Annotated in this window: 19 protein-coding genes; 12 read left to right on the forward strand and 7 right to left on the reverse strand. The window is 72.7% G+C overall.

From position 1 onward, the window contains the following. Positions 1 to 50 precede the first annotated feature (50 nt). Together ACZ49J_RS21585 and ACZ49J_RS21590 are read right to left on the reverse strand one after the other, a co-directional pair. A complete protein-coding gene (locus ACZ49J_RS21585; RefSeq protein WP_467450088.1) occupies positions 51 to 1,712 on the reverse strand; it encodes a M23 family metallopeptidase in 1,662 nt (553 codons plus the stop codon). A 285-nt stretch (positions 1,713 to 1,997) separates the two neighbouring features. Beyond that, positions 1,998 to 2,888 carry an esterase/lipase family protein gene (locus tag ACZ49J_RS21590; RefSeq protein WP_467450090.1) on the reverse strand — a complete coding sequence of 297 codons (891 nt, stop codon included), beginning with the start codon at positions 2,886 to 2,888 and terminating at the stop codon, positions 1,998 to 2,000. A gap of 696 nt (positions 2,889 to 3,584) precedes the next feature. On the opposite strand from ACZ49J_RS21590, the gene ACZ49J_RS21595 reads away from it, so the two are divergent. Next, on the forward strand, positions 3,585 to 4,001 hold the full coding sequence (locus ACZ49J_RS21595; RefSeq protein WP_467450092.1) for a cobalamin B12-binding domain-containing protein: 417 nt from the start codon (positions 3,585 to 3,587) through the stop codon (positions 3,999 to 4,001). A gap of 328 nt (positions 4,002 to 4,329) precedes the next feature. Here the strand turns inward: ACZ49J_RS21595 and ACZ49J_RS21600 are convergent, their stop codons facing one another. Continuing rightward, positions 4,330 to 5,937 carry a DUF5691 domain-containing protein gene (locus tag ACZ49J_RS21600; RefSeq protein WP_467450094.1) on the reverse strand — a complete coding sequence of 536 codons (1,608 nt, stop codon included), beginning with the start codon at positions 5,935 to 5,937 and terminating at the stop codon, positions 4,330 to 4,332. A gap of 186 nt (positions 5,938 to 6,123) precedes the next feature. Continuing rightward, positions 6,124 to 7,479: an SWIM zinc finger family protein gene (locus ACZ49J_RS21605; protein WP_467450096.1), complete on the reverse strand. Its 1,356-nt coding sequence runs from the start codon at positions 7,477 to 7,479 to the stop codon at positions 6,124 to 6,126. A gap of 144 nt (positions 7,480 to 7,623) precedes the next feature. Between ACZ49J_RS21605 and ACZ49J_RS21610 the strand changes: the two genes are divergently transcribed. From ACZ49J_RS21610 to sucD, 7 genes are all read left to right on the forward strand, one after another. Further along, entirely contained in the window at positions 7,624 to 8,823 is a 1,200-nt protein-coding gene (locus ACZ49J_RS21610; protein ID WP_467450099.1) for an ATP-binding protein, read from the forward strand. A gap of 121 nt (positions 8,824 to 8,944) precedes the next feature. Beyond that, positions 8,945 to 11,335 (forward strand): DUF5682 family protein, encoded by a 2,391-nt coding sequence (locus ACZ49J_RS21615; RefSeq protein WP_467450101.1) that lies wholly within the window; start codon positions 8,945 to 8,947, stop codon positions 11,333 to 11,335. After that, entirely contained in the window at positions 11,332 to 12,546 is a 1,215-nt protein-coding gene (locus tag ACZ49J_RS21620; RefSeq protein ID WP_467450103.1) for a VWA domain-containing protein, read from the forward strand. Before ACZ49J_RS21615 ends, ACZ49J_RS21620 begins: the two co-directional genes overlap by 4 nt. 333 nt (positions 12,547 to 12,879) lie before the next feature. Continuing rightward, positions 12,880 to 13,983, forward strand: a complete 1,104-nt coding sequence (locus ACZ49J_RS21625) for a hypothetical protein (RefSeq protein WP_467450105.1) — start codon at positions 12,880 to 12,882, stop codon at positions 13,981 to 13,983. A gap of 330 nt (positions 13,984 to 14,313) precedes the next feature. After that, a complete protein-coding gene (locus ACZ49J_RS21630; protein ID WP_467450106.1) occupies positions 14,314 to 16,398 on the forward strand; it encodes a hypothetical protein in 2,085 nt (694 codons plus the stop codon). 476 nt (positions 16,399 to 16,874) lie between these two features. Then, a complete protein-coding gene (sucC, locus tag ACZ49J_RS21635; RefSeq protein WP_467450108.1) occupies positions 16,875 to 18,056 on the forward strand; it encodes an ADP-forming succinate--CoA ligase subunit beta in 1,182 nt (393 codons plus the stop codon). A 21-nt stretch (positions 18,057 to 18,077) separates the two neighbouring features. Beyond that, positions 18,078 to 18,962, forward strand: coding sequence for a succinate--CoA ligase subunit alpha (gene sucD, locus ACZ49J_RS21640; RefSeq protein ID WP_467450109.1), 885 nt, complete (start codon positions 18,078 to 18,080; stop codon positions 18,960 to 18,962). Between the two features lie 140 nt (positions 18,963 to 19,102). Here sucD and ACZ49J_RS21645 read toward each other — a convergent pair whose 3' ends face one another. Next, positions 19,103 to 20,098, reverse strand: coding sequence for a SigE family RNA polymerase sigma factor (locus ACZ49J_RS21645; RefSeq protein ID WP_467450110.1), 996 nt, complete (start codon positions 20,096 to 20,098; stop codon positions 19,103 to 19,105). A gap of 104 nt (positions 20,099 to 20,202) precedes the next feature. On the opposite strand from ACZ49J_RS21645, the gene ACZ49J_RS21650 reads away from it, so the two are divergent. Next, the gene (locus tag ACZ49J_RS21650; protein WP_467450111.1) at positions 20,203 to 22,044 is read left to right on the forward strand and encodes a cell division protein PerM; all 1,842 of its coding nucleotides are present in this window, start codon (positions 20,203 to 20,205) and stop codon (positions 22,042 to 22,044) included. A gap of 30 nt (positions 22,045 to 22,074) precedes the next feature. Here the strand turns inward: ACZ49J_RS21650 and ACZ49J_RS21655 are convergent, their stop codons facing one another. Continuing rightward, positions 22,075 to 22,851, reverse strand: coding sequence for a hypothetical protein (locus ACZ49J_RS21655; protein WP_467450112.1), 777 nt, complete (start codon positions 22,849 to 22,851; stop codon positions 22,075 to 22,077). Positions 22,852 to 23,217: 366 nt separating this feature from the next. Between ACZ49J_RS21655 and purN the strand changes: the two genes are divergently transcribed. Then, positions 23,218 to 23,856 carry a phosphoribosylglycinamide formyltransferase gene (gene purN, locus ACZ49J_RS21660; RefSeq protein WP_467450113.1) on the forward strand — a complete coding sequence of 213 codons (639 nt, stop codon included), beginning with the start codon at positions 23,218 to 23,220 and terminating at the stop codon, positions 23,854 to 23,856. Beyond that, positions 23,853 to 25,415: a bifunctional phosphoribosylaminoimidazolecarboxamide formyltransferase/IMP cyclohydrolase gene (gene purH, locus ACZ49J_RS21665; protein ID WP_467450114.1), complete on the forward strand. Its 1,563-nt coding sequence runs from the start codon at positions 23,853 to 23,855 to the stop codon at positions 25,413 to 25,415. The genes purN and purH overlap by 4 nt, the downstream gene beginning before the upstream one ends. Before the next feature lie 55 nt (positions 25,416 to 25,470). On the opposite strand, the gene ACZ49J_RS21670 is transcribed toward purH, so the two are convergent. Further along, positions 25,471 to 25,986, reverse strand: a complete 516-nt coding sequence (locus ACZ49J_RS21670; RefSeq protein WP_467450115.1) for a peptidoglycan-binding domain-containing protein — start codon at positions 25,984 to 25,986, stop codon at positions 25,471 to 25,473. A gap of 345 nt (positions 25,987 to 26,331) precedes the next feature. Between ACZ49J_RS21670 and ACZ49J_RS21675 the strand changes: the two genes are divergently transcribed. Then, positions 26,332 to 26,520, forward strand: a complete 189-nt coding sequence (locus ACZ49J_RS21675; protein ID WP_467450116.1) for a hypothetical protein — start codon at positions 26,332 to 26,334, stop codon at positions 26,518 to 26,520. Positions 26,521 to 26,577: the final 57 nt, after the last annotated feature.

Genomic DNA, 26,577 nt, shown 5'->3' on the forward strand with positions numbered 1-26,577 from the left:
GAGAACGCTGCGGGATGAGAACGCTGTGGGGTGAGTGACGCCGGGACGGGCTACGTCGGGTCGATCCCGTGGCTCCGCAGCCACGGCAGCGGGTCTATCGCCGAGCCGCCCGCGGGGTGTACCTCGAAGTGCAGGTGCGGGCCGGTCGAGTTGCCGGAATTGCCGGAGTAGGCGATCACGTCGCCGGCCTTCACCGTCGTTCCGGAAGGGACCTTGTAGGTGGAGAGGTGGCAGTACCAGGTCTCCGTACCGTCCTTGGCGGTCACGATGACCATGTTGCCGTAGGCGCTGTTCCACTGGGTCCGCACGGTTCCGTCCGTTGCCGCCATCACCGGCGTGCCGTACGAGACCGGGAAGTCTATGCCGGTGTGCACGGACATCCAGTTGATGCCGGACTGGCCGTAGTACGCGCTGAGCCCCTTCTGCGCGACCGGGAGCGCGAACTTCGGGCGCAGGCGCTCCTTGCGCGCCGCCTCCGCCGCCGCCCGCTTCTTCTCGGCCTCCTGCTGTGCCTTGAGGTCGATGCGCTCCTGGGTCCGGCTCGCGCGGTCGGCGAAGTCGTCCGCCCCGGCCGAGAGGCTCTCGAGCTGGGTGTCGAGCTTGTTGTTGGCCATGGACGGCTTGACCGCGGTCGCGTCCGACGCGGCGGCCGTCGTCCTGTTGGCGTCGTCGTCGCCACCGCCCACGGAGGCGGCGGCGATCCCCGCGACACCCATGACGCACGCCGACGGCACGGCGATCGTCAGCACGGCGGAACGCTTCGCCGGCCCAGAACGCTTCGCCGGCGCGCGCCGGCGCGAGCGCTGGGCCGCGCGGGCCGCCGCCCGGCCGGAGCCGGTCGGGGTTCCGGCGGCCGCCGAGGCGAGCGGAGCCCCGGACGGGGTTTCCTCTTCGTCGTCCAGCAGTGTGGAACGGTCCGCTCCGTGTCCGTCGGTGTCGCCGGCTCCCTCGAACCCACCCTCCGTGGCGGCCGGTTGCCCGTCGCCGTAGGGGTCGATCTGCTCGAAGGCCGCGGTCGCCTGCTGGTCGAAGGCGTCGGGGGAGGGGTGCTCGTACCCGTCGGCCGACGGTTGTTGCTCGTACGCCTCGTACGACTCATGGCCGTTCGCGTCGTGATCGCCGGGGGTGCCGTCGCTGTTCCACTGCGTGGCGTCGTAGACGCCGGTGTCGAAGAGGTGCGCGCCCGTCCACTGCTGGGTCTGGTCGGACTGCCCCAACTGGCTTGCCTGGCCGAGCTGGTCGGCCTGCAGCCATCCGTTCGCCTCCCACTGGCCGGTCGCTTCGGGGCTCGGGGACTGCGTGGGGATCTGGCCGAGGCTGTGGTAACCGGTTGCCCAGTTGCCGGAGTCGTAGCCACCGGTGTCGTAGGCGGTCTGCTGCTGGACCGCGTACGGGTCGTAGTCCAGCGTCTGCTGGCTGCCCGTGGACCACTGTGAGGAGTCGTACGAGCCGGTCGCGCCGTCGCCCGGCAGGTCGCCGAAGAGGGGGTCGGCCTCGAAGGTCGCGGTCGCGAACGCCGTGGTCGCGAAGCCCGTGTCGGCGGTGATGGTGGCGTGGTGACCGGTGTCAAAACCGGTGGCGCCGTAACCGTCGTACGTGGTGAAGTCGCCGTACGAGGCTTCCTGGTGGCCGTACGGCGCGTAGTGCGCCGAGGCAGCATCGGAAGCCGGAGCCGGGGTAGTCGCAGTCCCCGGCGGGTGACGGTCGTTCACCAACTTCTCTTTCGCCTCGACGACAGGGGCTGGCAGAGCAGTGCGGCGACTGTACCCGGCGGTACGCGGGCGCGACAATCTTCAACGGGTTTCATGCTCGCAGGAAACGGGCATTCGAGCGTCTTTCGGTGGACTGCGGACCCAGCCTTGGCCTTGTGTTCGATGCGCGTTCGAGAGTGCGCGACCGGGCGGTGGCTGTCGAGTGGCTGTGCCGGTGATGGTTCGAGCGTCGAGTCACGACTCGAATCGACGGCTTCTGCCGGATTTTCGGCCGATTTCGAGCGTTTAGGCCACGGTCAGGCCCCCTGCGTGGTTTCCCCCCTGCCCTGTTGATCCACAACCTGCCTCGGGTGTCGTCTCGTCGAGGTCGAGTGCCTGCCGTATCTCGGCGGCGACCGTGGGATGAACGGGCAGGGCGAGGTGCCCGATGCCGCTCACCCGCACGTTCCGCGCGGTCAGGTCCGGATGGTCGACGCAGGCGGTTTCCAGCGGGGCCATCAGGTGGTCGAGATCGCTCCAGAAGGCCACGAACCGCGTACGGCAGCCGGGCGCCGGCTCGCGCAACTCCTCGAGCACCGGCGAGCCGGGGCGCATCTGGCGCACGATGGGGTGCGCGTCGGCCAGCGGGGCCACGCGTGTGCCTCCGTGCGGAGTGCCGAGCGTGACGAGCGTGCGCACGCGCATGTCGCCGCCGAGTCGCTGTACGTAGTACCGCGCTATGAGTCCGCCGAGACTGTGCCCGACGATGTCCACGCGCTCACGGCCCGTACGCTCGCAGATCTCCTCTATGTGTCGGCCGAGCAGCTCGGCGGCGGTGCGAATGTCGCAGGTGAGAGGCGAGTAGTTGAGTGACTCGATCTGCCGTCGGCCGTGCTGGGCGAGCGAACGGCGCAACAGGACGAACACGGACCGGTTGTCTATGAAGCCGTGCAGCAGGACGACCGGTGGCCTGGACTCGGTCGGCAGCGGGGCGGTGGTGTCGTCGGGGGCCGGAGGGGCGGGAACGCAGCGGCGCTCCTGGATGATCCCGGACGGATAGAGCAGCAGATGCCCGGCGAGAATCGCGAACTCCAGGGCGGTCGCCTTCAGGAGGGTCACCGACAGTCCTGCCAGTCTGACGGGCCAGAGGCGCTGGCAGAGCGGCAGAAAGGGCAGTGAAGCCCGGGTGACCTTCATGGCCGACCTCCCGTCGGCACCGGGGAGGACGTCCTTGTCCCCCGCTGTGCCCTCGTGGTGAGCCCCCGCGGAGGTGGGCGACTGGTGCGAGTGCGGCGTGTGCGACGCATGGGGCGTCGGTGACGCGACGAGGGTACGTGCCGTTCCGGCGACGCGACACCCCGCTGTCCTCACGGCACAGGCTGTCCCGGACTCCGTACGACCGTGATTCCCCGCTTCCTTGCTCGTGCCATCGCCGAAGCGCCTCACCTCCGCTGCCGTCTCCCGCCGGCGGGGCGGTGGTGCGGCCACCTCGTGGCGGCTCTCCTTGCGTAAGGTCCCGACCGCGGCGCCCGCCTCCCGGTGCGCGCGGCCCGAATGCCGCCCGCCTCCGTGACGCGTGTGCCGCGGGAACTCGGAACCGTACGCGGCGAACGTGTCCCATTATGTGATTTCCCCCTCGGTCTCCACCGCGAAACTGCCGGTTGCGGGATGCTGGCGATAACGTTCGTTCACTTCCCCGGCCGTTGTGGTACGGGGCGTCTGTGCCCGCGGACGCATCCGGCGCGGTGGGTGGCGGTATAAGCGATATGCGTGGTGTGCGTGCCGTGTACGTGGTTCGTACGGTGTGTTGCTGTACGTACTGTGGTGGTTCGTGTGCGCTACGTGTCGTGACGTTCGGTACGGGTTCGGTGCAGTCGTTTGATGGAGGCAGTGATGGGTGTGGCAGCCGGTCCGATCCGCGTGGTGGTGGCCAAGCCGGGGCTCGACGGCCACGATCGCGGGGCCAAGGTGATCGCGCGGGCGCTGCGCGACGCCGGTATGGAGGTCATTTACACCGGCCTCCACCAGACGCCGGAGCAGATCGTCGACACCGCGATCCAGGAGGACGCCGACGCGATCGGCCTGTCCATCCTCTCCGGCGCCCACAACACGCTCTTCGCGGCCGTCATCGAGCTGCTCAAGGAGCGGGACGCGGCGGACATCAAGGTCTTCGGCGGCGGCATCATCCCCGAGGCCGACATCGCGCCGTTGAAGGAGAAGGGCGTCGCCGAGATCTTCACCCCGGGCGCCACCACCGCGTCGATCGTGGACTGGGTCCGTGCGAACGTACGGCAGCCGGCGGAGGCTTAGGCCTGTCGTTTGGATCATGCCTGGGCCGCGGGGCTTGGCACGCACATCTGCGGCGTTGTCGTCGGTTGCCAACTCCCCCACTCTCGGCTGCGCTCGAGCGGGGGGACCCCCATCGCGTTGACGCCCTTCTCCGCCTTGCGGCTGCACGCACCAAGCCCCGCTCACCGGAGGTCATGAGAAGCCCTCGCCCGAGCCGGCATGATCCAAACGACAGGCCCTAGTCCTCCGACTCCTCGGTGCGGTGTTTCGGTTCGGTCCCTCGAGCCGGCATTCCGACTCGGCCTCTCGGTGTGCGGTTCCCCGTGGACGGGTGGCCGCCGCCGCGGGGTCAGCTCCTCAGCTCCTCCTCCATCGCCGCCCGCAGACGCAACGTCGTGACGAGGCGCTGGAAGGCCTCGGACCAGTAGCCGCCGGCACCCGGAGACGCGTTCTCCTGCTCCTCGGGGGTGGCCGTCAGGGCGTCCAGACGTGCCGCCTCCGAAGGGGACAGGCAGCGCTCGGCGAGCCCCATCACGCCGCTGAAGCTCCATGGGTAGCTGCCCGCGTCCCGCGCGATGTTCAGCGCGTCCACCACCGCGCCGCCCAGAGCAGGCGCCCACGGCACCGCACAGACACCGAGCAACTGGAACGCCTCCGACAGCCCGTGCGTCGCTATGAACCCCGCCACCCACTCCGCCCGCTCGCCGGCACCCAACGTCGCCAGGAGCTTGGCCCGCTCGGCCAGCGACACCGCACCCGGCCCCGCTGCCTCGGGAGCGGACGGCGAGCCCAGGAGCGCCCTGGACCAGCCGGCGTCCCGCTGCCGCACCGCCGCCCGGCACCACGCGGCGTGCAGCTCTCCCTGCCAGTCGTCCGCCACCGGCAGGGCCACGATCTCCTCGGCCGTACGCCCCCCGAGCCGTGACGACCACACCGCAAGAGGCGCCGCCTCCACCAACTGGCCCAGCCACCATGAGCGTTCACCACGCCCGGCCGGAGCCTTGGGCGCGACCCCGTCGCGTTCCATGCCGGCGTCGCACTCGTGCGGCGCCTCCACCACGATCGTGGGCACGTCCCGCGTGCGGTCGACAGCCACGCATGCCCCCGCCCGGGCCGCCATCCGCGCGGCGAGCGCCGAACCCGACAGCGCGGACAGCAACTCCGCCGCCGTCGCTCGCACGTTCCGGCTCCGGTCCGTCAACGCACGCTCCAGGAACGGCTCGTCGTCCGCGCCCAGGCCCGTCCGCAGCGAGTCCAGGAACATGAGCCGGTCCTCGGCCCGCTCCGTCGCCCACGTCGACTCCAGCAACTCGCGCGCGGCCGAGGGCTCCTGTGCCCGTATCCCCGCCAGGAGCGCGACCCGCTCCGCGAACAACCCTTCTTGCCACAGGCGCCCGATCCGGTCGGTCTCGCCCGGGCCCGGCAGATCGGTGCCGCGTCCCGGTGCGGCCCGCAGCGCGAAGCGCCAGTCCGGGTTCAGCCGGGCCAGCCACAGGGCGCGCGGACCCGCGAAGGCCAGGGCTGCCGGGCGCAGGTCGGTCCGGCCCCGTGCCGTGTCCAGGAGGGCGGGCAGCGCCTCGGGCGGTGCCGCGAACCCGCGTGCGTTCGCCAGCGCCAGCCACTGCGGCAGCAGCTCCATGAGGTCGGGCGCCGTACCCCTGCGTCCTCCGCCGCCCGCGCCGGGCCGGTCGGCCAGGAACTGCGCGAGCCTGCGCGCCGCGGCCGGCGGCAGTGGCGGACGCGGATCCGGCGCGGCGGGCTCCGGCCGCGCCGCTGCCCGCGCGGGCCGTATCCCCGCCCTGCGACGCACGGTCTCCACCGCCGCCGCGTCCAGCAACGCCACCGGCGCCTCCCGCCCGGACGCGGACCCGGGCGCCGCACGCCGATCGGTTCCGAGCAGGGCTACGGTGACGAGTTCTTCCCACGGGCTCCGCGCATGGGCCGAGATGCTGTTCATGAAGCTCCCTCCGTTCGTGTTTCTCACTGGTGCGGTCGGTCGCACGTGTCTTGTTGTGCGGCCCGCCGGCCCGCCGGCTGGGCGCCAGGCGCGGAGCGGACGAGCCGGGCACGGGCGCCACACCCGGCTCGTCACGCGCCGTCTCACCTCACGCGCCGTCTCACCTCAGGCGGCAACTCCTCTCCCTCAGCACAGCCCCACCGCCGCCCCCGCCCCCTCCGGCCAGGCCGTCAGTGGTGTGAAGCCGTGGTGGCCGAACTCGCCGAAGACCGTGACCGGAGCGCCGCCCGAGAGTGCGACGAGGCGCCACAGGCCGGGGCGGGCGCGGGCGGAGGAGGACAGGGGGAGCGCCTTGTCGCCGTCCGCGTCGCACAGCTGCCAGGAGTCGCCGTCCGGGACCGGGACGACCCTGGACAGAGTGACCGGGACCGAGTCCAGCCATGGATCGTCACGCAGCGCCTCGCCGTAACGAGCCGCGGCCTGAGCCGGGGTTCCCCCCAGGGGGCGTATCGCCGAGGGCTCGGGCGCGGTGAACCGCTCGCCCAGAGCGGCCCGCACCTGTCCCGCACCCGGGTACGGCAACACCTCCGCCTCGAAGGCGAGTCCCATCGGCAGCGTCAACTCCGGGGCACGGCCTGCCGCTCCGAAGGAGAGGAGCAGCGCCGTACGGCCGGATTCGGCGCCGTACAGCCATATCCGGCGCGTGGTCAGGCGGGTGTCCGCCGTGTCGTACTGGGCGAGGACCAGCCAGCGGTCGCGCACGGGGGAGCCGTCCGCCGAGCCGGACAGGCCGACCCGGGAACGGACCGTCGCCGCGAGGCCCTCCGGCAGGTCCTCACGCCGCAGCCACCCCTCGTCGAGGAGGTGGAGCAGCGAGCACTCCTCCAGCAACCGCACCGGCCAGCCGGGACCCGAACCCGGTATCGCCCCCAACTCACGCACCCGCGCCGCAAGTCCGGGCGCCTGCGCGTCGACCATGCGGGACGCGGTCTCCTCCCACAGCCCGTACCCCGCCCGCTCGGCCGCCGCCAGACCACCCCGCAGCAGATCCGACAGCCGCTGCTCCAGCTCCGTCGCCCCCGCGGTGATCCGGGCGGCACGTCGCTCCGCCCTGCGGCGCACCGCCTCCGGATCGCCCGACGCGCCCCCAGATGCCCCGCCCGTCGTCGTCCTCTTCTCCTCCGTGCGCCGCCGGCGCCCGGTGATCCACTGCTCCGCCCAGTCCGGCGCCTGTGCACGCGCTACCGAGCCGTCCTCGCCCGCCCAGAGCAACAGCAGCCCCAGCGCGTGCTTGCACGGGAACTTGCGGCTGGGACAACTGCACTTGTACGCGGGCCCACTGGAGTCCGCGACGTCGATGACCGTCTGATACGGCTTGCTGCCACTGCCCTTGCACAGTCCCCATACCGTCCCCTCGTCAGAACTGCCCGCCTCCGACCACGGCCCGGCCGCGCCGAGTTTGCTTCCCGCTTTGCGCGACGCGGCGTCAGGTGCCAAAGCCAGCACCTGCTCAGCCGTCCAGCGCACCCCCTGCTGAGTCATGTCATCGAAGGTAGGACCCACCACTGACAATCGGCCTCCGCGAGCACATCTGCGCAGGTCAGGACGCATTGTCAGTGGCGTGGTGCACGGTGGACACCAGATCCGAAGCGGCCGGAAGAGGCCCAGCTGGAGGGGGAGTCAGTCATGCCTGTTTCCGTAGACCCGACATCCGTCGACGAGAGCCGGAACCAGTCCGCGCCCGCGAACGCGCACACGGACGCGGGCGACCGCACGAGCGGGCACACGCCCGCGGAACAGACCGGGGCCGAGGCTCTGCGCCCGCATGCCGAGCACGCCTTCGCCGCCGAACTCGCCGCGCTGGCCGAGCAGGACGACCGGCCGCGCCCCACCCGCTGGAAGCTGTCGCCGTGGGCCGTGGCGACATACCTGCTCGGCGGCACGCTGCCGGACGGCACGGTGATCACACCGAAGTACGTGGGCCCGCGCCGCATCGTCGAGGTCGCCGTCACCACGCTCGCCACCGACCGCGCCCTGCTGCTCCTCGGCGTGCCGGGCACGGCGAAGACGTGGGTGTCCGAGCACCTGGCCGCGGCCGTCAGCGGCGACTCCACACTGCTGGTGCAGGGCACCGCGGGTACGCCGGAGGAGGCGATCCGCTACGGCTGGAACTACGCGCAGCTGCTGGCCCACGGCCCCAGCCGCGACGCCCTCGTGCCGAGCCCGGTCATGCGGGCCATGGCCGAGGGCATGACCGCCCGCGTCGAGGAGCTGACCCGCATCCCCGCCGACGTCCAGGACACGCTGATCACCATCCTGTCCGAGAAGACGCTGCCGATACCGGAGCTGGGGCAGGAAGTGCAGGCCGTCCGCGGCTTCAACCTGATCGCCACGGCCAACGACCGCGACCGCGGGGTCAACGACCTGTCGAGCGCCCTGCGCCGCCGCTTCAACACGGTCGTGCTGCCACTGCCGGAGAGCGCCGACGCCGAGGTCGACATCGTCTCGCGACGCGTCGACCAGATCGGCCGCTCCCTGGACCTGCCGGCCGCACCGGACGGCATCGACGAGATCCGCCGGGTCGTCACCGTCTTCCGCGAGCTGCGCGACGGCGTGACGACCGACGGCCGTACGAAGCTGAAGTCGCCCAGCGGCACCCTGTCGACGGCCGAGGCCATCTCGGTCGTCACCAACGGGCTCGCCCTGGCGGCCCACTTCGGCGACGGAGTCCTGCGCGCCTCGGACGTCGCCGCCGGCATCCTCGGCGCCGTCGTCCGCGATCCGGCGGCCGACCGCGTCATCTGGCAGGAGTACCTGGAGGCGGTCGTGCGCGAGCGCGACGGCTGGTCGGACTTCTACCGGGCCTGCCGGGAGGTGAGCGCGTGAGCGCGCAACAGAGGCAGAGCGCACGGCCCGCGCCCCGCCCGGGAGGCGGCAAGGCCGGTACGGCCGACCCCGGTTGGGGGCTCGGTCCGGAGAACAGCGGCTGGGGATCCTGGGGGAGCTTGTGACCGACGCAGAGGAGACACCGCCGCGAGAGCGGGCGTACGGTGACGGGCCGCTGCTGCTCGGCGTACGGCACCACGGCCCGGGGTCGGCCCGGGCGGTGCGGGCCGGGCTGGAGGCGGCGCGCCCACAGGCCGTCCTCATCGAGGGCCCACCCGAGGCGGACGTCCTGATCCCGCTCGCCGCCGACGAGGGCATGCGGCCGCCGGTCGCGCTCCTCGCCCACGCGGTGGACGAGCCGGGCCGCTCGGCCTTCTGGCCGCTGGCGGAGTTCTCGCCGGAGTGGGTGGCCATTCGCTGGGCGCTGGAGCACCAGGTCCCGGTCCGCTTCATCGACCTCCCCGCGACACACACGCTGGCGTGGCGCAAAGAGGAGGAGTCGACCGGCCCCGATGGGCCCACCGGGGCGGGGGAGCCCGGGGAAGCCGTCCGTGTCGACCCCCTCGCCGCCTTCGCCGAAGCCGCCGGATACGACGACCCCGAGCGGTGGTGGGAGGACGTGGTCGAGCACAGGGGCACGGGTGGGGACGTGTTCGCGCCGTTCGCGGCGCTCGGGGAGGCCATGGGGGCACTGCGGGAGGCGTACGGGACCGGCGGCCATGACCGCGACCTGGTGCGCGAGGCGTACATGCGGCTCCAGGTGCGGGTCGCGCAGAAGGAATCCGGGGAGGGCGTCGCCGTGGTGTGCGGTGCGTGGCACGTGCCCGCACTGCGGGAGAAGCACACCGTGGCCGCCGACCGGGCGCTGCTGAAGGGGCTGCCCAAGGTCAGGGTGGACATGACCTGGGTGCCGTGGACGCATCGGCGGCTGTCCCGGGTCAGCGGGTACGGCGCGGGCATCGACTCGCCGGGCTGGTACGGGCACCTGTTCGGCGTGACCGACCGGCCGGTCGAGCGGTGGATGACCAAGGTGGCCGGGCTGCTGCGGGAGGAGGACCGGATCGTCTCCTCGGCACACGTCATCGAGGCGGTGCGGCTCGCCGAGACACTGGCGGCCATGCGCGGGCGCCCGCTGCCGGGACTCACGGAGACCACCGACGCCGTACGGGCGGTGATGTGCGAGGGCTCGGACGTGCCACTGGACCTCGTGCGCGACCGGCTCGTCGTCGGGGACGTCCTGGGGGAGGTTCCGGCCGCGGCGCCGGCGGTGCCGTTGCAGCGGGACCTCGCCCGGATCCAGCGGAAGTTGAGGCTGAAGCCGGAGGCACTGGAGCGGGAGCTGGAGCTCGATCTGCGCAAGGAGAACGACGCCGGGCGCAGCCTCCTCCTCCACCGCCTGCGGCTGCTCCGCGTCGAGTGGGGTGAACCCGCGGCCTCGCGCGGCAGCACGGGCACGTTCCGGGAGACCTGGCGGCTGCGCTGGGAGCCGGAGCTGTCGGTGCGGGTGGCCGAGGCCGGGGTGTGGGGCACGACGGTGCTCTCGGCGGCGACCGCCAAGGCCGAGGCGGACGCCGTGGCCGCGCAGTCGCTCGCCGACGTCACCGGGCTCGCCGAGCGCTGCCTCCTCGCCGAACTCCCGGACGCGCTCCCCGTGGTGATGCGAGTCCTCGCCGACCGTGCCGCGCTCGACGCGGACGTCGGCCACCTCGCCCAGGCGCTCCCCGCGCTGGTCCGCTCCCTCCGCTACGGCGATGTCCGTGCCACGGACACGCGCGCCCTCGCCGAGGTAGCGGCCGGTCTCGCCGAGCGCGTCTTCGTCGGCCTCCCGCCCGCGTGCGCCGCGCTCGACGCGGAGGCGGCTGAGGTGATGCGCCGTCATGTGGACGCCGTGCACGGCGCGGTCGGGCTGCTGGCCGAGGCCGCCGCGGAGACGCACGGCGACCTGCGGGCCCGCTGGCGCTCCGTGCTGCGGGTCCTCTCCGGACGCGACACCGTTCCCGGCGTCGTCCGGGGCAGGGCTGTGCGCCTCCTCCTGGACGACGGGGAGCTGGCGCAGGACGAGGCCGCCCGGCTGATGGCGCTGGTGCTGTCGCCGGGGACGGAGCCGGCCGACGCGGCCGCGTGGATCGAGGGGTTCGTCGGGGGCGGGGCCGGCGGCGGCATGCTGCTGGTGCACGACGAGCGGCTGCTCGGGCTGGTGGACGCGTGGCTGACCGGGGTACCGCAGGATGCGTTCACCGACGTGCTTCCGTTGCTGCGGAGGACGTTCTCCGCGTACGAGCCAGGGGTTCGGCGAACCCTCGGCGAGCTGGTCCGGCGCGGGCCGGGAGCCCGGACGGGTGAGTGGGCCGCCGGTTCGGGGATACCGGGGTTCGCGACCGAGCTCGACACCGAGCGGGCGGACGCGGTGCTGCCGGTGCTGCGTCTGCTCCTGGGCTTGGACCAGACGCACACGAGCCAGGAGGACAGCGGGACGACGGGCGTCAACGACCTCGCGGGGGTGGGCCGATGAGTGCGGACACGCACACGGGTGGGGATGCGTGTACGGCGAGCGGAGCAGCGGTGGCCGATCAGCCGGCCGGCGGTGACGAGCGGCTGCGGCGATGGCGGCTCGTGCTCGGCGGTGACGCGGCCGACGGCACCGGGTGCGCGCTCTCCGGGCAGGACGCGGCCATGGACGGTGCGCTCACCGCGCTCTACGGGAAGGGCGACAAGCCGCAGTCGGGGCGGGAGCGTTCCGCCGGGCTCGGGGCGTCGGCACCGTCGGTGGCGCGCTGGCTGGGGGACATCCGGACGTACTTCCCCTCGTCCGTCGTGCAGGTCATGCAGCGGGACGCCATCGACCGGCTCGGGCTGTCCGCGCTGCTGCTGGAGCCGGAGATGCTGGAGGCGGTGGAGGCCGATGTCCATCTCGTCGGCACGTTGCTCTCCCTCAACAAGGCGATGCCCGAGACGACCAAGGAGACCGCGCGGGCCGTGGTGCGCAAGGTCGTCGAGGACCTGGAGAAGCGGCTCGCCACCCGCACGCGGGCCACCCTCACCGGCGCACTCGACCGCAGCGCCCGTGTCAGCCGCCCCCGCCACCACGACATCGACTGGAACCGCACGATCGCCGCCAACCTGAAGAACTACCTGCCGGAGTACCGGACAGTGGTGCCCGAGCGGCTCATCGGGTACGGGAGGGCGTCGCAGTCGGTGAAGAAGGAGGTCGTCCTCTGCATCGACCAGTCGGGCTCGATGGCCGCTTCCGTCGTCTACGCCTCGGTGTTCGGGGCCGTGCTCGCGTCCATGCGGTCCATCAACACCCGGCTCGTCGTCTTCGACACGGCCGTAGTCGACCTCACGGACCAGCTGGACGACCCGGTCGACGTCCTGTTCGGCACCCAGCTCGGCGGGGGCACGGACATCAACAGGGCGCTGGCGTACTGCCAGTCGCAGATCACCCGGCCCGCCGAGACAGTGGTCGTGCTGATCAGCGACCTGTACGAGGGCGGAATACGCAACGAGATGCTGAAGCGGGTGGCGGCGATGAAGGCGTCGGGCGTGCAGTTCGTGACGCTGCTCGCGCTGTCCGACGAAGGGGCGCCCGCGTACGACCGGGAGCACGCGGCGGCTCTCGCGGCCCTGGGTGCACCGGCGTTCGCGTGCACGCCGGACCTCTTCCCCGAGGTCATGGCGGCGGCCATCGAGAAGCGGCCGCTGCCGATCCCGGACACCGCGTGAGACGGGCCCCGGCGTGAACGCCGGGGCATCCTCCCCGGAAGCAGGTGAACCGATACCGGGCAGTGCGTGAGAAGGCGGGAGAAGGCGTAAGGACGATTGAGAAAGCGACATGACTACCCATCGGTAACGGGGGGCTTGCGCAACCTCGGGACTTCCGTGCGAGGATCGGCAACACGTCTTCACCGTCCTCGAACAGTTCGCCGGGATCGTCGGCACACACCGTCTCGTGCCGCTTCCGCTGTGTCGGACGCCGTCGTTCCGCTCCATGGGAGGGCTCTCCCCGTTGTGACTCAGTCAGCCGCACTGCCTGGTGCCAGTGCCGTTCTGCGTGCGATGCGCGGGGCGGCCGGGCGGCGTGTGCTGCAGGTCGTGCTGTTGGTGGGCGGGTTGTTCGCGCTGGGGTTCCTCTGCGGGGAGCAGGCGCACGCGGCGGACGGGGCGTCGCCGGGGTCGGTGACGGTCGCGGTGCCCACCTCGTCGGAGGCCGTTCGGCCCGTGATGCAAGCCGTCCCCGTGGAGGGCGGCGTAACGGGCACTGGGCAGAGCCTTGCGAAGAGCTCCGCAACGCACGCGGAGGACGGTGCCGAGCCGACAGGCGAAATCACCGCTCCCGCTCCCCGTCACCCGGCGGCCGACGCCGCGACCACGCCCACCGGCACGGCCATCACCGGCACCGCCATCACCGGCACCGCCACCACTGACACGGTCACCACCGGCACGGTGACCGCTGTCACCGGCGCCGTCGGTCGTGTCGTAGGGCCGGTGGGGGCGCGCGTGGTGCGGCCGGTCGACGAGCACATCCTGCGGCCCGTCGCGGGAAACGTCGTAGGGCCGGTCACCGAGCAAGTCCTGAACCCCGTCGGTGATCTCGTCGAGACGGTGACCGACGGGCTGGCCGCCGGACTGGCCGACGGACTGTCCGGCGGATCCTCACAGTTCCCGTCGCTGCCCGGTGTTCCCGAAGCGCCCGGTGCTCCGGAAGCGCCCGGCCTCCCCGAGGTGCCCGGCCTGCCGGGAATCCCGGCGGACACCCTGCCGATCGGCACGGCACCGCAGCAGCCCGGTGGCGCGGCGCCCGAGCGGGACGCCACCGAGCACGGTGACGGTGACGGCGCGGAGGCACGGCCGGCAGCACGGTTCGGGCTGGCGTACGGACCGCGGTTCACGCACGGCACGGAGCTCGCCGTGTCCCACTCGTCCCGCGCCCTCCACGGCGCGGACACCGCACGGGCGCCCGCGCACCAGGCGCCGGGCGACCCGACAGGCGCGCTCACCCGGCATTCGGCCGTCGACAACGGCGGGTCGCGGCACGGTGAGCCGCACGCCGTCACCCTCGACCACCGGGCACCGATGAGCCTCGTGCCCGGTGTCACCGCGGCCGTCGCCGCGGACGGGACCCGGGACAGGCACCGGGACATCCCCGAGTTCCCCGGCTAGCGCAGCCGCTTCCCCCGCCAGACCTGTCGCGCGGGGGCGGAACAGGTCTGCCCGCCGTCCGGGCACCCTTCGACCCCCGGACGTACGCCACCGGAACCGGAACGCGCCGCAAGGACAGCGCCGACGCCGCGGCGAGACGGAAGCGCAGCCGAACCCCGCATCGGAGCCCTGGCCGACACCACGGCACCGGAGCGCCGTCGTCTCGGCCCTCCCGAGCCCGCGGAGCGCGCGGCGACCGACCGGTTCCCCAAGTCCCGTACACCGCAATCCCGTAACCCCTGAGGTCGCGCGCACCGCGACGCAGGGAATGCCGAAGGATTTGACGCACGCATGAACAAGAACATCCGCCGTTCGATCGTGATAGCCGCCGGGGTCACCGGCGCGTGGGCGCTCGGATCGAGCATGGCCAGCGCGGACGAGCTGCACCCCTCGGCCGTGACCGCGCTCGACGTGACCGCCGACACCGGGGACACCGTCGACACCGCCGACACCGGGGACACGCTCGGCACGGTCACCGACACCGTGGGCGGGGTCGTCACCGAGGTGACGGACACCGTCGCCGGCGTGACGGACACCGCCACGGGTACCGCGGCAGAGGCCGGGTCCAAGGCGAGTGCCACAGTGACCGACACCACCGCCACCGCCAAGAAGACCGCAGGCAAGGCCGCCGCACAGGCCACCGCCACGCCCACCCGGACCGCCGACCAGGCCCGCCGCTACCTGGACGCCGACGTCTCCCGGTCCGCGCACCTCTCCCAGGCCACGTCCCTCTCCACGAAGGCGGCCAAGACGGTCACCGGTGCCGCGGCCGAAGCACAGCAGCACGCGGGGGCCACGGCCGCCGACGCCGGCAGGCCCGGGGACGAGATCGACTACCTCTTCGGTCCCCTCGGCGCGTTCGCCCCGGAGCTGGAGGAGGCACTCGCCGCCGCGCAGACCCGCCTGCGGGCCACGAAGGCGACCGCGGAGGGAGCGGTCCAGCGGAAGGTCCAGGCCACCACCTCGGGCGCCGACCGCACGGCGGGGGCCCTGCGGACCGCCCTCCACGCCGCCGCCACCGGTGCCGAGGCCCGCCTCACCGACGCGGCCGGCGCGGCCGAGGGACAGCTCCGGACCCGGGCCACCACTGTCACGACCGCCGCCCAGGGCACGGTCTCCGCCGTCCCGAACCACATCACGGGCACGGTCGCGGGTATCCCGGCCACGGTCACCCCGGTCGTCGACGAGACCACCGTCGCCGTCGTGCCGCCGGTCGCCGGCACCGCGGTCGACGGCGTCACCCCGGTCGCCGGCCACGCCGCGGGCAACGCCACCGGCCTGGCCGGCCGGATCACGGCCCACACGGGCACACTCGCCCACCAGACCCAGGCCGACGCGACAACGCTCGCCGAGCAGGCCGCCGTCCAGGGGCAGACGCTCGCCGCGCAGACCGAGGCCGACGCGACGGCGCTCGCCGGTCAGGCCGTCCACCAGGCGCAGATCCTCGCCGGTCAGGCCGCCGCCCAGGCGCACACCCTCGCCGGTCAGGCCGCCGCCCAGGCGCACACCCTCGCCGGTCAGGCCACGGCGAACGCCCACACGCTCACCCACGGCCTCACCGCGAACGCCGACACGCTCACCCACGGCCTCACCGCGAACGCCGACACGCTCACCCACGGCCTCACCGCGAACGCCGACACACTCACCCACGGCCTCACCGCGAACGCCGACACACTCACCCACGGCCTCACGGCCAACGCCGGCACCCTCACGTACGGCGTCACCGGTGACGGCACCGCCCTCGCCGGGCAGGCCGCCGCGGGTCTCCAGCCGTACGCGACCGGTGCCGCGGGCCAGGTCGCCGGCGACGCCACCGGCTCCGTGCTCCCGCCGGTCGCCCACACCGCCGTGGACGGCGTGGTGCCCGTCGCCGGGCAGACGGCCGGAGACGCGGCCCACCTCGCGTACGGCGTGACGGGCGACGTGCGGCCGTTCGCGCGGAACGTCGCCGGTGAGGTTCCGCCGCTGGCCACGGGGCTCGTCCAGGAGCAGGTCGGACCGTTCGCGGAGGGGCTCGTCGCGGACGACGTCGCGCCGTTCGCGTACGGCACGGTCTCGGACGTGCGGCCGGCCGTGGGCACCGTCGCCGCGTACGCCGACACCGTCGTCGGCTATGCGCAGCCCGTCGTGGCGGGCATCGGCGGGGGCGCGACGCACCTCGCGTACGGCGTGACGGGCGATGTCCAGCCGTTCGCGCGGAACGTGGTCGGCGAGGTCGCCCCCGTGGCCGGCCAGGCCGCGCCGTTCGCGCAGGACCTCACCGGCACCGTCCAGGCCGATGGCCGCCCGCTCGCCGGCAACGCCGTCAGCGGTGTCGGGGGCGTCGCCGGGTCGATCACGCCCGGCTACCTGCCGAACGCCCCGTACGGCGCCTGACATCAGGCGCGCGCGGGCGTGAGCCCGTGCACCGCGACCAGCTCCACCGGGAGGCAACCGGGCGGCCGAATCCATCGGCCGTACCGCGGGCGGCCGAAGCCGTCGGCCGTGTCCAACCCCATCCCGGCGGAGGGCGGTGAGTGGTCCCCATTGGGGTGGGGACCACCCCGCCCTGGGCCTTTCAGAGCCATTGGAGGGCCTTGAGGGGTCTCACCGGGTCAACCCCAGCCCGGTGAGGCCCCGCACCTGTGGCACGCCGTGCCAGTGAGCTCGGCATCATGTGACAGGTATCACCGCTCGGGTGTGACCCCTGATTTAGGGAGGCGCCGCGAGCGGGGATAACCTGCGAGACGGACATGCCGCGCGCTCGGACACCGTGTGCGCCTCCCTTGTGACTACAGCGGACGTCACGTTGCCCTTCGCGGCACGCCCACGCATCCAACGAACCGCTAGATCACTGATAGGGACGGAAGCGCGTGGACCTGTTCGAGTACCAGGCGAGGGACCTCTTCGCCAAGCACGGTGTACCGGTGCTGGCCGGTGAAGTCATCGACACGCCTGAGGGGGCGCGCGAGATCACCGAGCGGCTGGGCGGCAAGTCGGTCGTCAAGGCCCAGGTGAAGGTCGGTGGTCGCGGCAAGGCCGGCGGCGTCAAGCTGGCCGCCACCCCGGATGAGGCCGTCGCCCGCGCGACGGACATCCTCGGCATGGACATCAAGGGCCACACGGTCCACAAGGTGATGATCGCCGAGACGGCTCCGGAGATCGTCGAGGAGTACTACGTCTCCTACCTCCTCGACCGTACGAACCGCACCTTCCTGGCCATGGCCTCCGTCGCCGGTGGCATGGACATCGAGGAGGTCGCCGCGACGACCCCCGAGAAGCTCGCCAAGATCCCGGTCGACTCCAACAACGGTGTCACCAAGGAGAAGGCGCAGGAGATCGTGGCCGCGGCCCAGTTCCCGGCCGAGGTCGCCGACAAGGTCGCCGACGTGCTGGTCACCCTCTGGGACGTCTTCGTCAAGGAGGACGCCCTCCTCGTCGAGGTGAACCCGCTCGCCAAGGTCGCCTCCGGTGACGTGATCGCCCTCGACGGCAAGGTCTCCCTGGACGCGAACGCCGAGTTCCGCCACCCGGAGTTCGAGGAGTTCGAGGACAAGGCGGCGGCCAACCCGCTCGAGGCCGCGGCCAAGGCCAAGGGCCTCAACTACGTGAAGCTCGAGGGCGAGGTCGGCATCATCGGCAACGGTGCCGGTCTGGTCATGTCCACCCTCGACGTGGTCGCGTACGCCGGTGAGGCCCACAAGGGCGTCAAGCCGGCCAACTTCCTCGACATCGGCGGTGGCGCCTCCGCCGAGGTCATGGCGAACGGCCTGGAGATCATCCTCGGCGACCCGGACGTCAAGTCCGTCTTCGTGAACGTCTTCGGCGGCATCACCGCCTGCGACGCCGTCGCCAACGGCATCGTGCAGGCCCTGGAGCTCCTCAAGAGCAAGGGCGAAGAGGTCAACAAGCCGCTGGTCGTGCGCCTCGACGGCAACAACGCCGAGTTGGGCCGCAAGATCCTCAACGACGCCAACCACCCGCTCGTGCAGCAGGTGGACACCATGGACGGCGCGGCCGACAAGGCCGCCGAGCTGGCTGCTGCCGCGAAGTAAGGGACGAGGTCACAGAACACCATGGCTATCTTCCTCACCAAGGAATCCAAGGTCATCGTCCAGGGCATGACCGGCTCCGAGGGCCAGAAGCACACCAAGCGCATGCTGGCCTCCGGCACGAACATCGTCGGTGGCGTGAACCCCCGCAAGGCCGGCCAGACCGTCGACTTCGACGGCACGGAGATCCCCGTGTTCGGCTCGGTCGCCGACGCGATCGAGAAGACCGGCGCCGACGTCACGGTCATCTTCGTCCCGGAGAAGTTCACCAAGGACGCGGTCGTCGAGGCCATCGACGCCGAGATCCCGCTCGCGGTCGTCATCACCGAGGGCATCGCGGTCCACGACACGGCCTCCTTCTGGGCGTACGCGCAGGAGAAGGGCAACAAGACCCGCATCATCGGCCCGAACTGCCCCGGCCTGATCACCCCGGGTCAGTCGAACGCCGGCATCATCCCGGCCGACATCACCAAGCCGGGCCGTATCGGCCTGGTCTCGAAGTCCGGCACGCTGACGTACCAGATGATGTACGAGCTGCGCGACATCGGCTTCAGCTCCTGCGTCGGCATCGGCGGTGACCCGATCATCGGCACCACCCACATCGACGCGCTCGCCGCGTTCCAGGCCGACCCCGACACCGACCTGATCGTGATGATCGGTGAGATCGGTGGCGACGCCGAGGAGCGCGCGGCCGACTTCATCAAGGCCAACGTGACCAAGCCGGTCGTCGGCTACGTCGCCGGCTTCACCGCCCCCGAGGGCAAGACCATGGGGCACGCGGGCGCCATCGTCTCCGGTTCGTCGGGCACCGCCCAGGCGAAGAAGGAGGCCCTGGAGGCCGCGGGCGTCAAGGTCGGCAAGACCCCGACCGAGACGGCGAAGCTCGCGCGGGCCATCCTCGGCAGCTGAGCCACGGGCCATCCTCGGCAGCTGAGTACGGCCTCGCCGGCCGGCCTGCCCGGCACGAAGCCTGAACAGGTGGGCTCGTACCCCTCGGGGTACGAGCCCACCGGCGTTTCCCGGAGCGGCGCCGTGATGCGGGGCGCGGGTCACCTGCTTTCCGGGACCAGCCGCTCGGGACCGCCGGCCGCTGCCGATCTCAGCCGGGCCCGGAGATCCAGCTGCTCCTGCGAGAGCGGGCCCAGGGCGCCTCTCGGCGGGACTCCGCGGACCGGAGCGCCCGAAGGCACCGGGGGTTCGTAGTGGCCGGGGGTGGTGTGGACGGCGAACGTGGTCGTGGTGAGGAGGAGGGCCGCGAAGGCGGTGGCCGCGTGGACCCAGCGGCGGGCACGGCGTTCGCCGCGAAGGCGCGCGGCGGCCGGGGAGCACGGCCTGACGACCCACGGGCCCTCCCCGTTCGCGGCGTCGGCGAGCCGGCGCTGCAACTCCTCGGGGTCCGCCAGCTCCGGCAGCCGCGCGGCGACCGCCTCCCGCGCGTACAGCACACGGCCCGCCGTGGCGGGGGTGCTCGCCTCGGTCTCGGCCGCCGTGTCGGGCAGGTCCAGGCCGAGGCCGTCGTACAGCAGCACCGCGCGCCGGTACGGGGGCGGCAGCTCCAGGAGTACGTGGATGAGGGCGCGGTCGGTGTGGGCGGTGCTCGTCTCGTCGAGGGAGGCGGAGAGCACGGGGGCGCGCCAGGTGTCGGTGCGCCACAGGCGGGGGCGGAGGCGGTGCCAGGGGGCCAGCGCGTACTCGTGTGCCGCGGCCCGCACCCAGCCCATGGGGTCGCGGTCCACGGCCACCTCGGGCCAGCGCTGCCAGGCGAGCTGGAAGGCGCGTTCCACCGATTCGCGGGCCAGCGCGCGCCGGCCCGTCAGCATGTAGGTCTGCCGTACGAGGGACGGGGCGCAGAACGCGTAGAGGGCGTCGAAGGCCTGGGCCGGTGTCAGGGGACCGGACGGGGGCACCGGTTCCGCGGCCTCGATGGGTGTCAGTTCGTACCATTCGGCGACCCGAACCGCCGGGTCGGCAGCCCCGGGCGAGGGCTCATCCTCGATCGGCGGCTCGATGGCCTGGGTGGACGACGCTCCGGAGCTCTGGGTCATGGGAAGGCCCTCTGTACCGAAAAGCACATAAGAGCATTTTGAGCGACACATCCGTGATTCCGCCGTTACGTCGCTTGAGCGCGTGTCGTTGGCAGCATGGGGCCGTGACGCACGTGAGCGAGTCCCCCCACCGCGACATTCCGCCCCACCACGACAGGCCGCCCCACCGCGCCCGCCGCTCGCCGTGGAGGTGGCCGTCGGCGCTGGGGGCCGGGCTGCTGGGGGGAGCCGTCGCGGCGGGGCTCGGGCTCGGTGCGTTCGCCGTGCTGGTGACGGTGCTGTGGGTCAGTTCGCCGTACCCCGACAGCGGGCCGGGCGGTGCGCTGCACGTGGCGGCGGCCCTGTGGCTGCTGGCCCACGGAGTCGAACTCGTCCGCACCGAGACACTGTCCGGCGTGCCCGCGCCGGTCGGCGTCACTCCGCTGCTGCTGCTCGCGCTGCCCGTGGGGCTCGTCCAGCGGGCGGCGCGAGACGCGGTGGACGAGGCGGAGGCCGCGCCCCGTGCGCCCCGTGTCCCCCGTGCGGGCCGGACTGCCTGGACGACGTGGGCGGGCGTCGTGGCCGGTTACGTGACCGTCGGCGGGGCGGTCACGGTGTACGCCGCCGGCGGAACGCTGCGGCCCTCCTTGGCGTGGGCCGTCGTCTGCGTACCGCTGCTCGCGGGGGCTGTGGCGGGGGCGGGCGTGTGGTCGGCGTACGGGCGCCCCGCCGGTCAGCTGTCCGCGTGGCTCGGCCGGGCCCTGAAGCCGGAGACGCGCGGGCGCCTCATGGTCGCCGGTCGGGCGGCGGGGGCGGGGGCGGGGGTACTGGTCGCCGGGGGCGGGATGCTGGTCGCCGCGTCGCTGGCGTGGCACGCGGGCGCGGCGCGGGACTCCCTGCTCCAGCTGACGGAGGTGTGGTCGGGCCGTTGCGCCGTTGTGCTGCTGTGTGTGGCGCTGCTGCCGAACGCGGCGGTGTGGGGCGCGGCGTACGCCCTCGGGCCCGGTTTCTCGCTGGGGGCGGCGCATGTGGCGGCACCGCTGTCGACGACCCCTCCCGATCCCCTCCTGCCGTCCTTCCCCCTCCTGGCGGCGGTGCCGGGTGGCGGTGCGCACGCGGCGGAGTGGGCGTCGGCCGGTGCGGTGCCGCTGGCCGCGGGGGCGACTCTCGGCTGGTGGGTGGGATCGGCCGGCCGCCGCGCGTCCTGGACCCGTGGCCGGACCTGCGCCACGACGGTCCTCGCGTCCGTCCTGTGCGGTCTGCTCCTCGCCGGCCTGACCGCACTGTCGTCCGGCAGCCTCGGCACGGTCGCGCTGGCCCATGTGGGGCCGGTGTGGTGGCAGGTGGGGGCCGCCGTGGTGGCCTGGACGGTGGCCGTGGGGGTGCCGGTGGCGCTGGGGGCGTGTGGAGGGTCGCGGCGGCAGGAGAAGGGGCGCCCAGGGAGTCGTGTGCCCGGTGTGCGGCGGTCGGCGGGCGGGGGGACCTCGGGGGTGCCCCAGCCGGCCGGAGTACCCACGCCGATCAGAACGCCGGAGGCGCCGGAGGAGCGGGATGCGCCCGAGGTGCCAGAGGGGGCGGCGAGGGAGCCCAACGCTACGAGGGCCCCCAGCGCCCCGAAGGCCCCCAGCGCTCCCAGGCTCCGCAAGGCGGCCAAGCCTTCCGAGGTGCCCGGCCCCTCCGCCGGCCGACGGGTTCCCGGCCTTCGCGCGCTGTGGCGGGGCAGCCGGTCCGCCCGAGTCGGACCCATCCGAGTCGGAGCCACCGGAGCCGGAGCCACCGGAGCCGGAACCAGCGGGACTCCGCGCCCCGCCCCCGGCATCGAGCCCTACGACTTCCTCCCCCTCGACCCCGTCCCCCTCGACCCCATGGGCTCCCCCTGGCACGACGACGCCTCCCGCGAGGCCCGCTGGGCTGCCCTCCGCAGGGCCGCGTCACCCGCGGACCCACCGGACCGTGCCCATCCCTAGGGTCTGTCAGACAGGCCCCGGCAGCCCGCGTCAGCGGGTGCTCAGGACGCCGCGGAGTTCCTCCGGCAGGAGCTTCTCGCAGGACTGCTTCGAGGCGGTGGTGAGGGCGTCGTTGGTGCAGGCGTAGTAGTCGCGGTAGACCAGCTGGGCGGTGAAGGTCGCGGCCACCATGGCCAGCGCGAGCGAGGCGGTCACCAGTCCGCTGATCGCCGCCGTGGTCTGGGGGCGGGCGTTCGGGTCGGAGGCCGGAGCGTCGGGGTCCGGGCGGGGCGGCTTGGCGCGCAGCGCGCTGATGCCCCAGTAGAGGGCCAGCGCGCCAAGCAGCAGCGCCACGTACGGCCAGCTGAAGAGGGAGAAGAAGAACGCCCACATGCCGGCGAGCAGGGCGTAGCGCGCGCGGCGCTGGGACGGATCCGTCGGGTCCCAGCGCAGGCCGGGACCGCCCGGACCCCCCTCGGGGCCGCCCTGCCCGCCACCGGAGGGACGGGGGCGGTCGCCGAAGCCGCCGCCGCTCGACCGGCCGGGCTGGCGGTCGCTCCACTGGCTGCCCCAGGGGGAGTGCCCTTCGCCGTCGTCCCCTCCCTGTCCCCTCTCGGGGCGGCGCGGCTGCCACGGGCGGTCGGGCGTGCCCTCCGGCGGCGGAGCGAAGGGGTTGTCGTCGGCCGGGGTCTGCGCCCCACGCCCGCCCTTGCCCTCCTTGTCCTCCTGACCGGTTTCGGGCGTGCCCTCGCTCTCCCGCGGCGGGGTGGGCGAGGAACGCCGCTCGCGCAGCAGGAGCGGTGGAAGTCGGAGGCTGCGGTCCGGCATCAGGTGTGCGTCTTCCCCTTGGAATCAGTACTGGGACCAGTACGTCCGGAACCGGTCCGTCGGTACTGCGGTGCTGCTGGAGCGTCGGTTCCGCGGCGCTGCTGGAACGTTCGCACCCGTCCTTGGTCAACGTGCCGGGCGAGCGAGGCGTTCCCCTCGCTCTCCTCGCCGAACTGCGTTCCCCGGGCGGATGCTTCCCAGACGGTACCTTCCGGCCACGCCCCCGTCCCGTGGGGGCCGTCCGGTGTGCCGGTATCGTTGCTGACGGTCGACCGCTTCGTAGACTTCCCCGTATCAGGGGGCGCGAAGCATTCGTACGACCGTACAAAAGACTTCCCGAGAGACTCCCCGAGAAAGGGCCCCGCCGTGGCCGAGCCCGTGGTCAAGTCCGCGGCCAGGCGCCTTGTCGTCCTGGTTTCCGGATCCGGGACCAATCTGCAGGCGCTGCTGGATGCCATCGACGAGGTGGGTGCCGAGGCCTACGGTGCCGAGATCGTGGCCGTCGGCGCCGACCGCGGTGGCATCGAGGGGCTCGCCCGCGCCGAGCGCGCCGGACTGCCGACCTTCGTACGGCGGGTGAAGGACTACGCGACCCGTGAGGAGTGGGACGCCGCCCTCGCCGAGGCCGTGGCCGCCCACGAGCCGGACCTCGTCGTCTCCGCCGGGTTCATGAAGATCGTGGGCAAGGAGTTCCTGGCGCGGTTCGGCGGGCGGTTCGTGAACACGCACCCCGCCCTCCTCCCCAGTTTTCCCGGCGCCCACGGCGTCCGCGACGCGCTCGCGTACGGCGCCAAGGTCACCGGATGCACCGTCCACTTCGTCGACGACGGCGTCGACACCGGGCCGATCATCGCTCAGGGCGTGGTCGAGGTCAGGGACGAGGACGACGAGGGTGCTCTGCACGAGCGCATCAAGGAAGTCGAGCGAAGGCTGCTCGTCGATGTCGTGGGGCGGCTCGCCCGCAACGGCTATCGCATTGAGGGACGAAAGGTAGTTATCCAGTGACCGCCGAGAGCAACAAGAGGCCGATTCGCCGGGCGCTCGTCAGCGTCTACGACAAGACCGGGCTCGAGGAGCTCGCGCGTGGGCTGCACGAGGCGGGTGTGGAGCTCGTCTCCACAGGTTCCACGGCCGGCCGTATCGCGGCCGCCGGCGTCCCCGTCACCAAGGTCGAGGAGCTCACCGGCTTCCCCGAGTGCCTGGACGGCCGGGTCAAGACCCTCCACCCCAAGGTCCACGCGGGCATCCTCGCCGACCTGCGCCTGGAGGACCACCAGCGGCAGCTCGCCGAGCTCGGGGTCGAGCCGTTCGATCTCGTCGTGGTCAACCTCTACCCGTTCCGTGAGACCGTCGCCTCGGGCGCCACTCCCGACGAGTGCGTGGAGCAGATCGACATCGGCGGGCCGTCCATGGTGCGGGCCGCCGCCAAGAACCACCCGTCCGTCGCCGTGGTCACCAGCCCGGCCCGGTACGGCGACGTCCTGTCCGCCCTCAAGGACGGCGGCTTCGACCTCGCGGCCCGCAAGCGGCTCGCGGCCGAGGCCTTCCAGCACACGGCCGCGTACGACGTCGCCGTCGCCTCCTGGTTCGCCTCCTCCTACGCGCCCGTGGACGACAGTCAGTTCCCGGACTTCGTCGGCGCCACCTGGCAGCGCGCGCACACCCTGCGCTACGGCGAGAACCCGCACCAGCCCGCCGCGCTGTACGTCTCCGGCACGGGTGGCCTCGCCGAGGCCGAGCAGCTGCACGGCAAGGAGATGTCGTACAACAACTACACGGACACGGACGCCGCGCGCCGTGCCGCGTACGACCACGACGAGCCGTGCGTGGCGATCATCAAGCACGCCAACCCCTGCGGCATCGCGATCGGCGAGGACGTCGCCGAGGCGCACCGCAAAGCGCACGCCTGTGACCCGCTGTCGGCGTTCGGCGGGGTCATCGCCGTCAACCGGCCGGTCAGCAAGGAGATGGCCGAGCAGGTCGCGGAGATCTTCACCGAGGTCATCGTGGCGCCCGACTACGAGGACGGCGCGCTGGAGGCCCTCACCAAGAAGAAGAACATCCGGGTGCTGAAGGCGCCGACCGGCCCGTCCAACCCGGTCGAGCTCAAGCCCGTCGACGGCGGCGCGCTGCTCCAGGTCACCGACCGCCTCCAGGCCGACGGGGACGACCCCGCGAACTGGACCCTGGCGACCGGTGAGGCGCTCACCGGCGAGGAACTGGCCGAGCTGGCCTTCGCCTGGAAGGCGTGCCGCGCCGTCAAGTCCAACGCGATCCTGCTCGCCAAGGACGGCGCCTCGGTCGGCGTCGGCATGGGGCAGGTCAACCGCGTGGACTCCTGCAAGCTGGCGGTGGAGCGCGCCGGTGCCGAGCGCGCACGCGGTTCGTTCGTGGCGTCGGACGCGTTCTTCCCGTTCCCGGACAACATCGATGTCCTGAGCGCCGCCGGCGTGAAGGCGATCGTGCAGCCCGGCGGTTCCGTCCGTGACGAACTGGTCGTCGAGGCCGCGCAGAAGGCGGGCATCACGATGTACTTCACGGGGACGCGGCACTTCTTCCACTGACGCGCCTGCCTGACGCCGATGCCGTACCGGGGTGCGCCTGGCCCCCGGTACGGCATCACGTCGAACCGCGCAGCGCGGCCCACGTGTTGGGTCCCACCTCGCCGTCGACGTCCAGCCCCTTCGCCCCCTGGAACTGCTTGACCGCCGACAGGGTGTCGTTCCCGAACTGGCCGTCCACCCCTGCCGCGCCGAGGCTGTGGCCGCGCTCGAGCAGCATGCACTGGACCTGGGTGACCCGCTGGTTCCTGTCGCCGAACCGGGCCAGCTCGGTGCCGGAGTAGTACGTGCACTGGGAGATCCACGGCGGGGTGGCGGGTTTCGTCGCGGGTTTGGTGGGGCCGGCGCTCGGAGCGGTGCCGGAGCCGCCGCCGCTCTCGCGGCCGGGCGTGGCGGTGACGGTGGCTGTGGGTGGCCGTGCGCCGCCCGCGCCGCCTGCGGAGCCGGGCGAACCGTCCGTCCCCGTCCCGTTCTCGTCGTCCTCGTCCTCGTCCTTGTCCCGGAACTGCTGGTTGACGAGAGCACCGAGCGAGCGGGGAACGGTTCGCCGGTTCGGCGCCTTCGCCTGCCTCACGTTTTCGGCCAGGTTCAGACCTGCGCGGAGCGCCCTCCCCGTGTGGGTGACGGGTCGCTGCCTCGCACTTGACGGGATACGGCCTCGTGGCAGGTTGTCTCAGAGGTTGCTCCTGTCCAGCGGCACTCCTGTGCGCACTCGTTCACGACGTGCACACTGTCGGCGTTCCGCCTGTCCAGCATCCTGGTGCCCCGCGAAACCCGCGAAGGATCCCCTGAGATGAACGAACCGGGCAGAGCCATGCCCTCCCGCCGTTCCCGCACGCGCAGTCGCCACGCACCGCAGCGGCTCGCCCGGGCTGTCCAGTACGCCGGACGCTGTTTGTGCTGGAGCCTGGTCACGAGCATGACCACGGCAGCCTGCGAGCTGGTTCTCAGCCCGCAGGCACACGGGTGGGCCGTGGTCTGGATCCTGCCCTGGTGCCTCACCGGGATGTCCGCCCTGGCCTGGGCCCTCCTGCGCGCGCTGGAGAAGACCGAGCGCCGGCCGCCGGAGAACGAGGACCACCGCGGCGAGTGGGAACGGGCTGCCTGAGCCGACTGCGTCGCGGGGGGACGCGGAAACCGGCCAGGGCCCAGTGTCGCGACAGGC

It is taken from the genome of Streptomyces sp. NPDC030840 (assembly GCF_055572015.1).

Coding starts and splice junctions, on each gene's coding strand:
- ACZ49J_RS21590 (WP_467450090.1), bottom strand. CDS start 2,888: ATGAAGGTCACCCGGGCTTCACTGCCCTTTCTGCCGCTCTGCCAGCGC.
- ACZ49J_RS21595 (WP_467450092.1), top strand. CDS start 3,585: ATGGGTGTGGCAGCCGGTCCGATCCGCGTGGTGGTGGCCAAGCCGGGG.
- ACZ49J_RS21600 (WP_467450094.1), bottom strand. CDS start 5,937: ATGAACAGCATCTCGGCCCATGCGCGGAGCCCGTGGGAAGAACTCGTC.
- ACZ49J_RS21605 (WP_467450096.1), bottom strand. CDS start 7,479: ATGACTCAGCAGGGGGTGCGCTGGACGGCTGAGCAGGTGCTGGCTTTG.
- ACZ49J_RS21610 (WP_467450099.1), top strand. CDS start 7,624: ATGCCTGTTTCCGTAGACCCGACATCCGTCGACGAGAGCCGGAACCAG.
- ACZ49J_RS21620 (WP_467450103.1), top strand. CDS start 11,332: ATGAGTGCGGACACGCACACGGGTGGGGATGCGTGTACGGCGAGCGGA.
- ACZ49J_RS21625 (WP_467450105.1), top strand. CDS start 12,880: ATGCGCGGGGCGGCCGGGCGGCGTGTGCTGCAGGTCGTGCTGTTGGTG.
- ACZ49J_RS21630 (WP_467450106.1), top strand. CDS start 14,314: ATGAACAAGAACATCCGCCGTTCGATCGTGATAGCCGCCGGGGTCACC.
- sucD (WP_467450109.1), top strand. CDS start 18,078: ATGGCTATCTTCCTCACCAAGGAATCCAAGGTCATCGTCCAGGGCATG.
- ACZ49J_RS21645 (WP_467450110.1), bottom strand. CDS start 20,098: ATGACCCAGAGCTCCGGAGCGTCGTCCACCCAGGCCATCGAGCCGCCG.
- ACZ49J_RS21655 (WP_467450112.1), bottom strand. CDS start 22,851: ATGCCGGACCGCAGCCTCCGACTTCCACCGCTCCTGCTGCGCGAGCGG.
- ACZ49J_RS21675 (WP_467450116.1), top strand. CDS start 26,332: ATGACCACGGCAGCCTGCGAGCTGGTTCTCAGCCCGCAGGCACACGGG.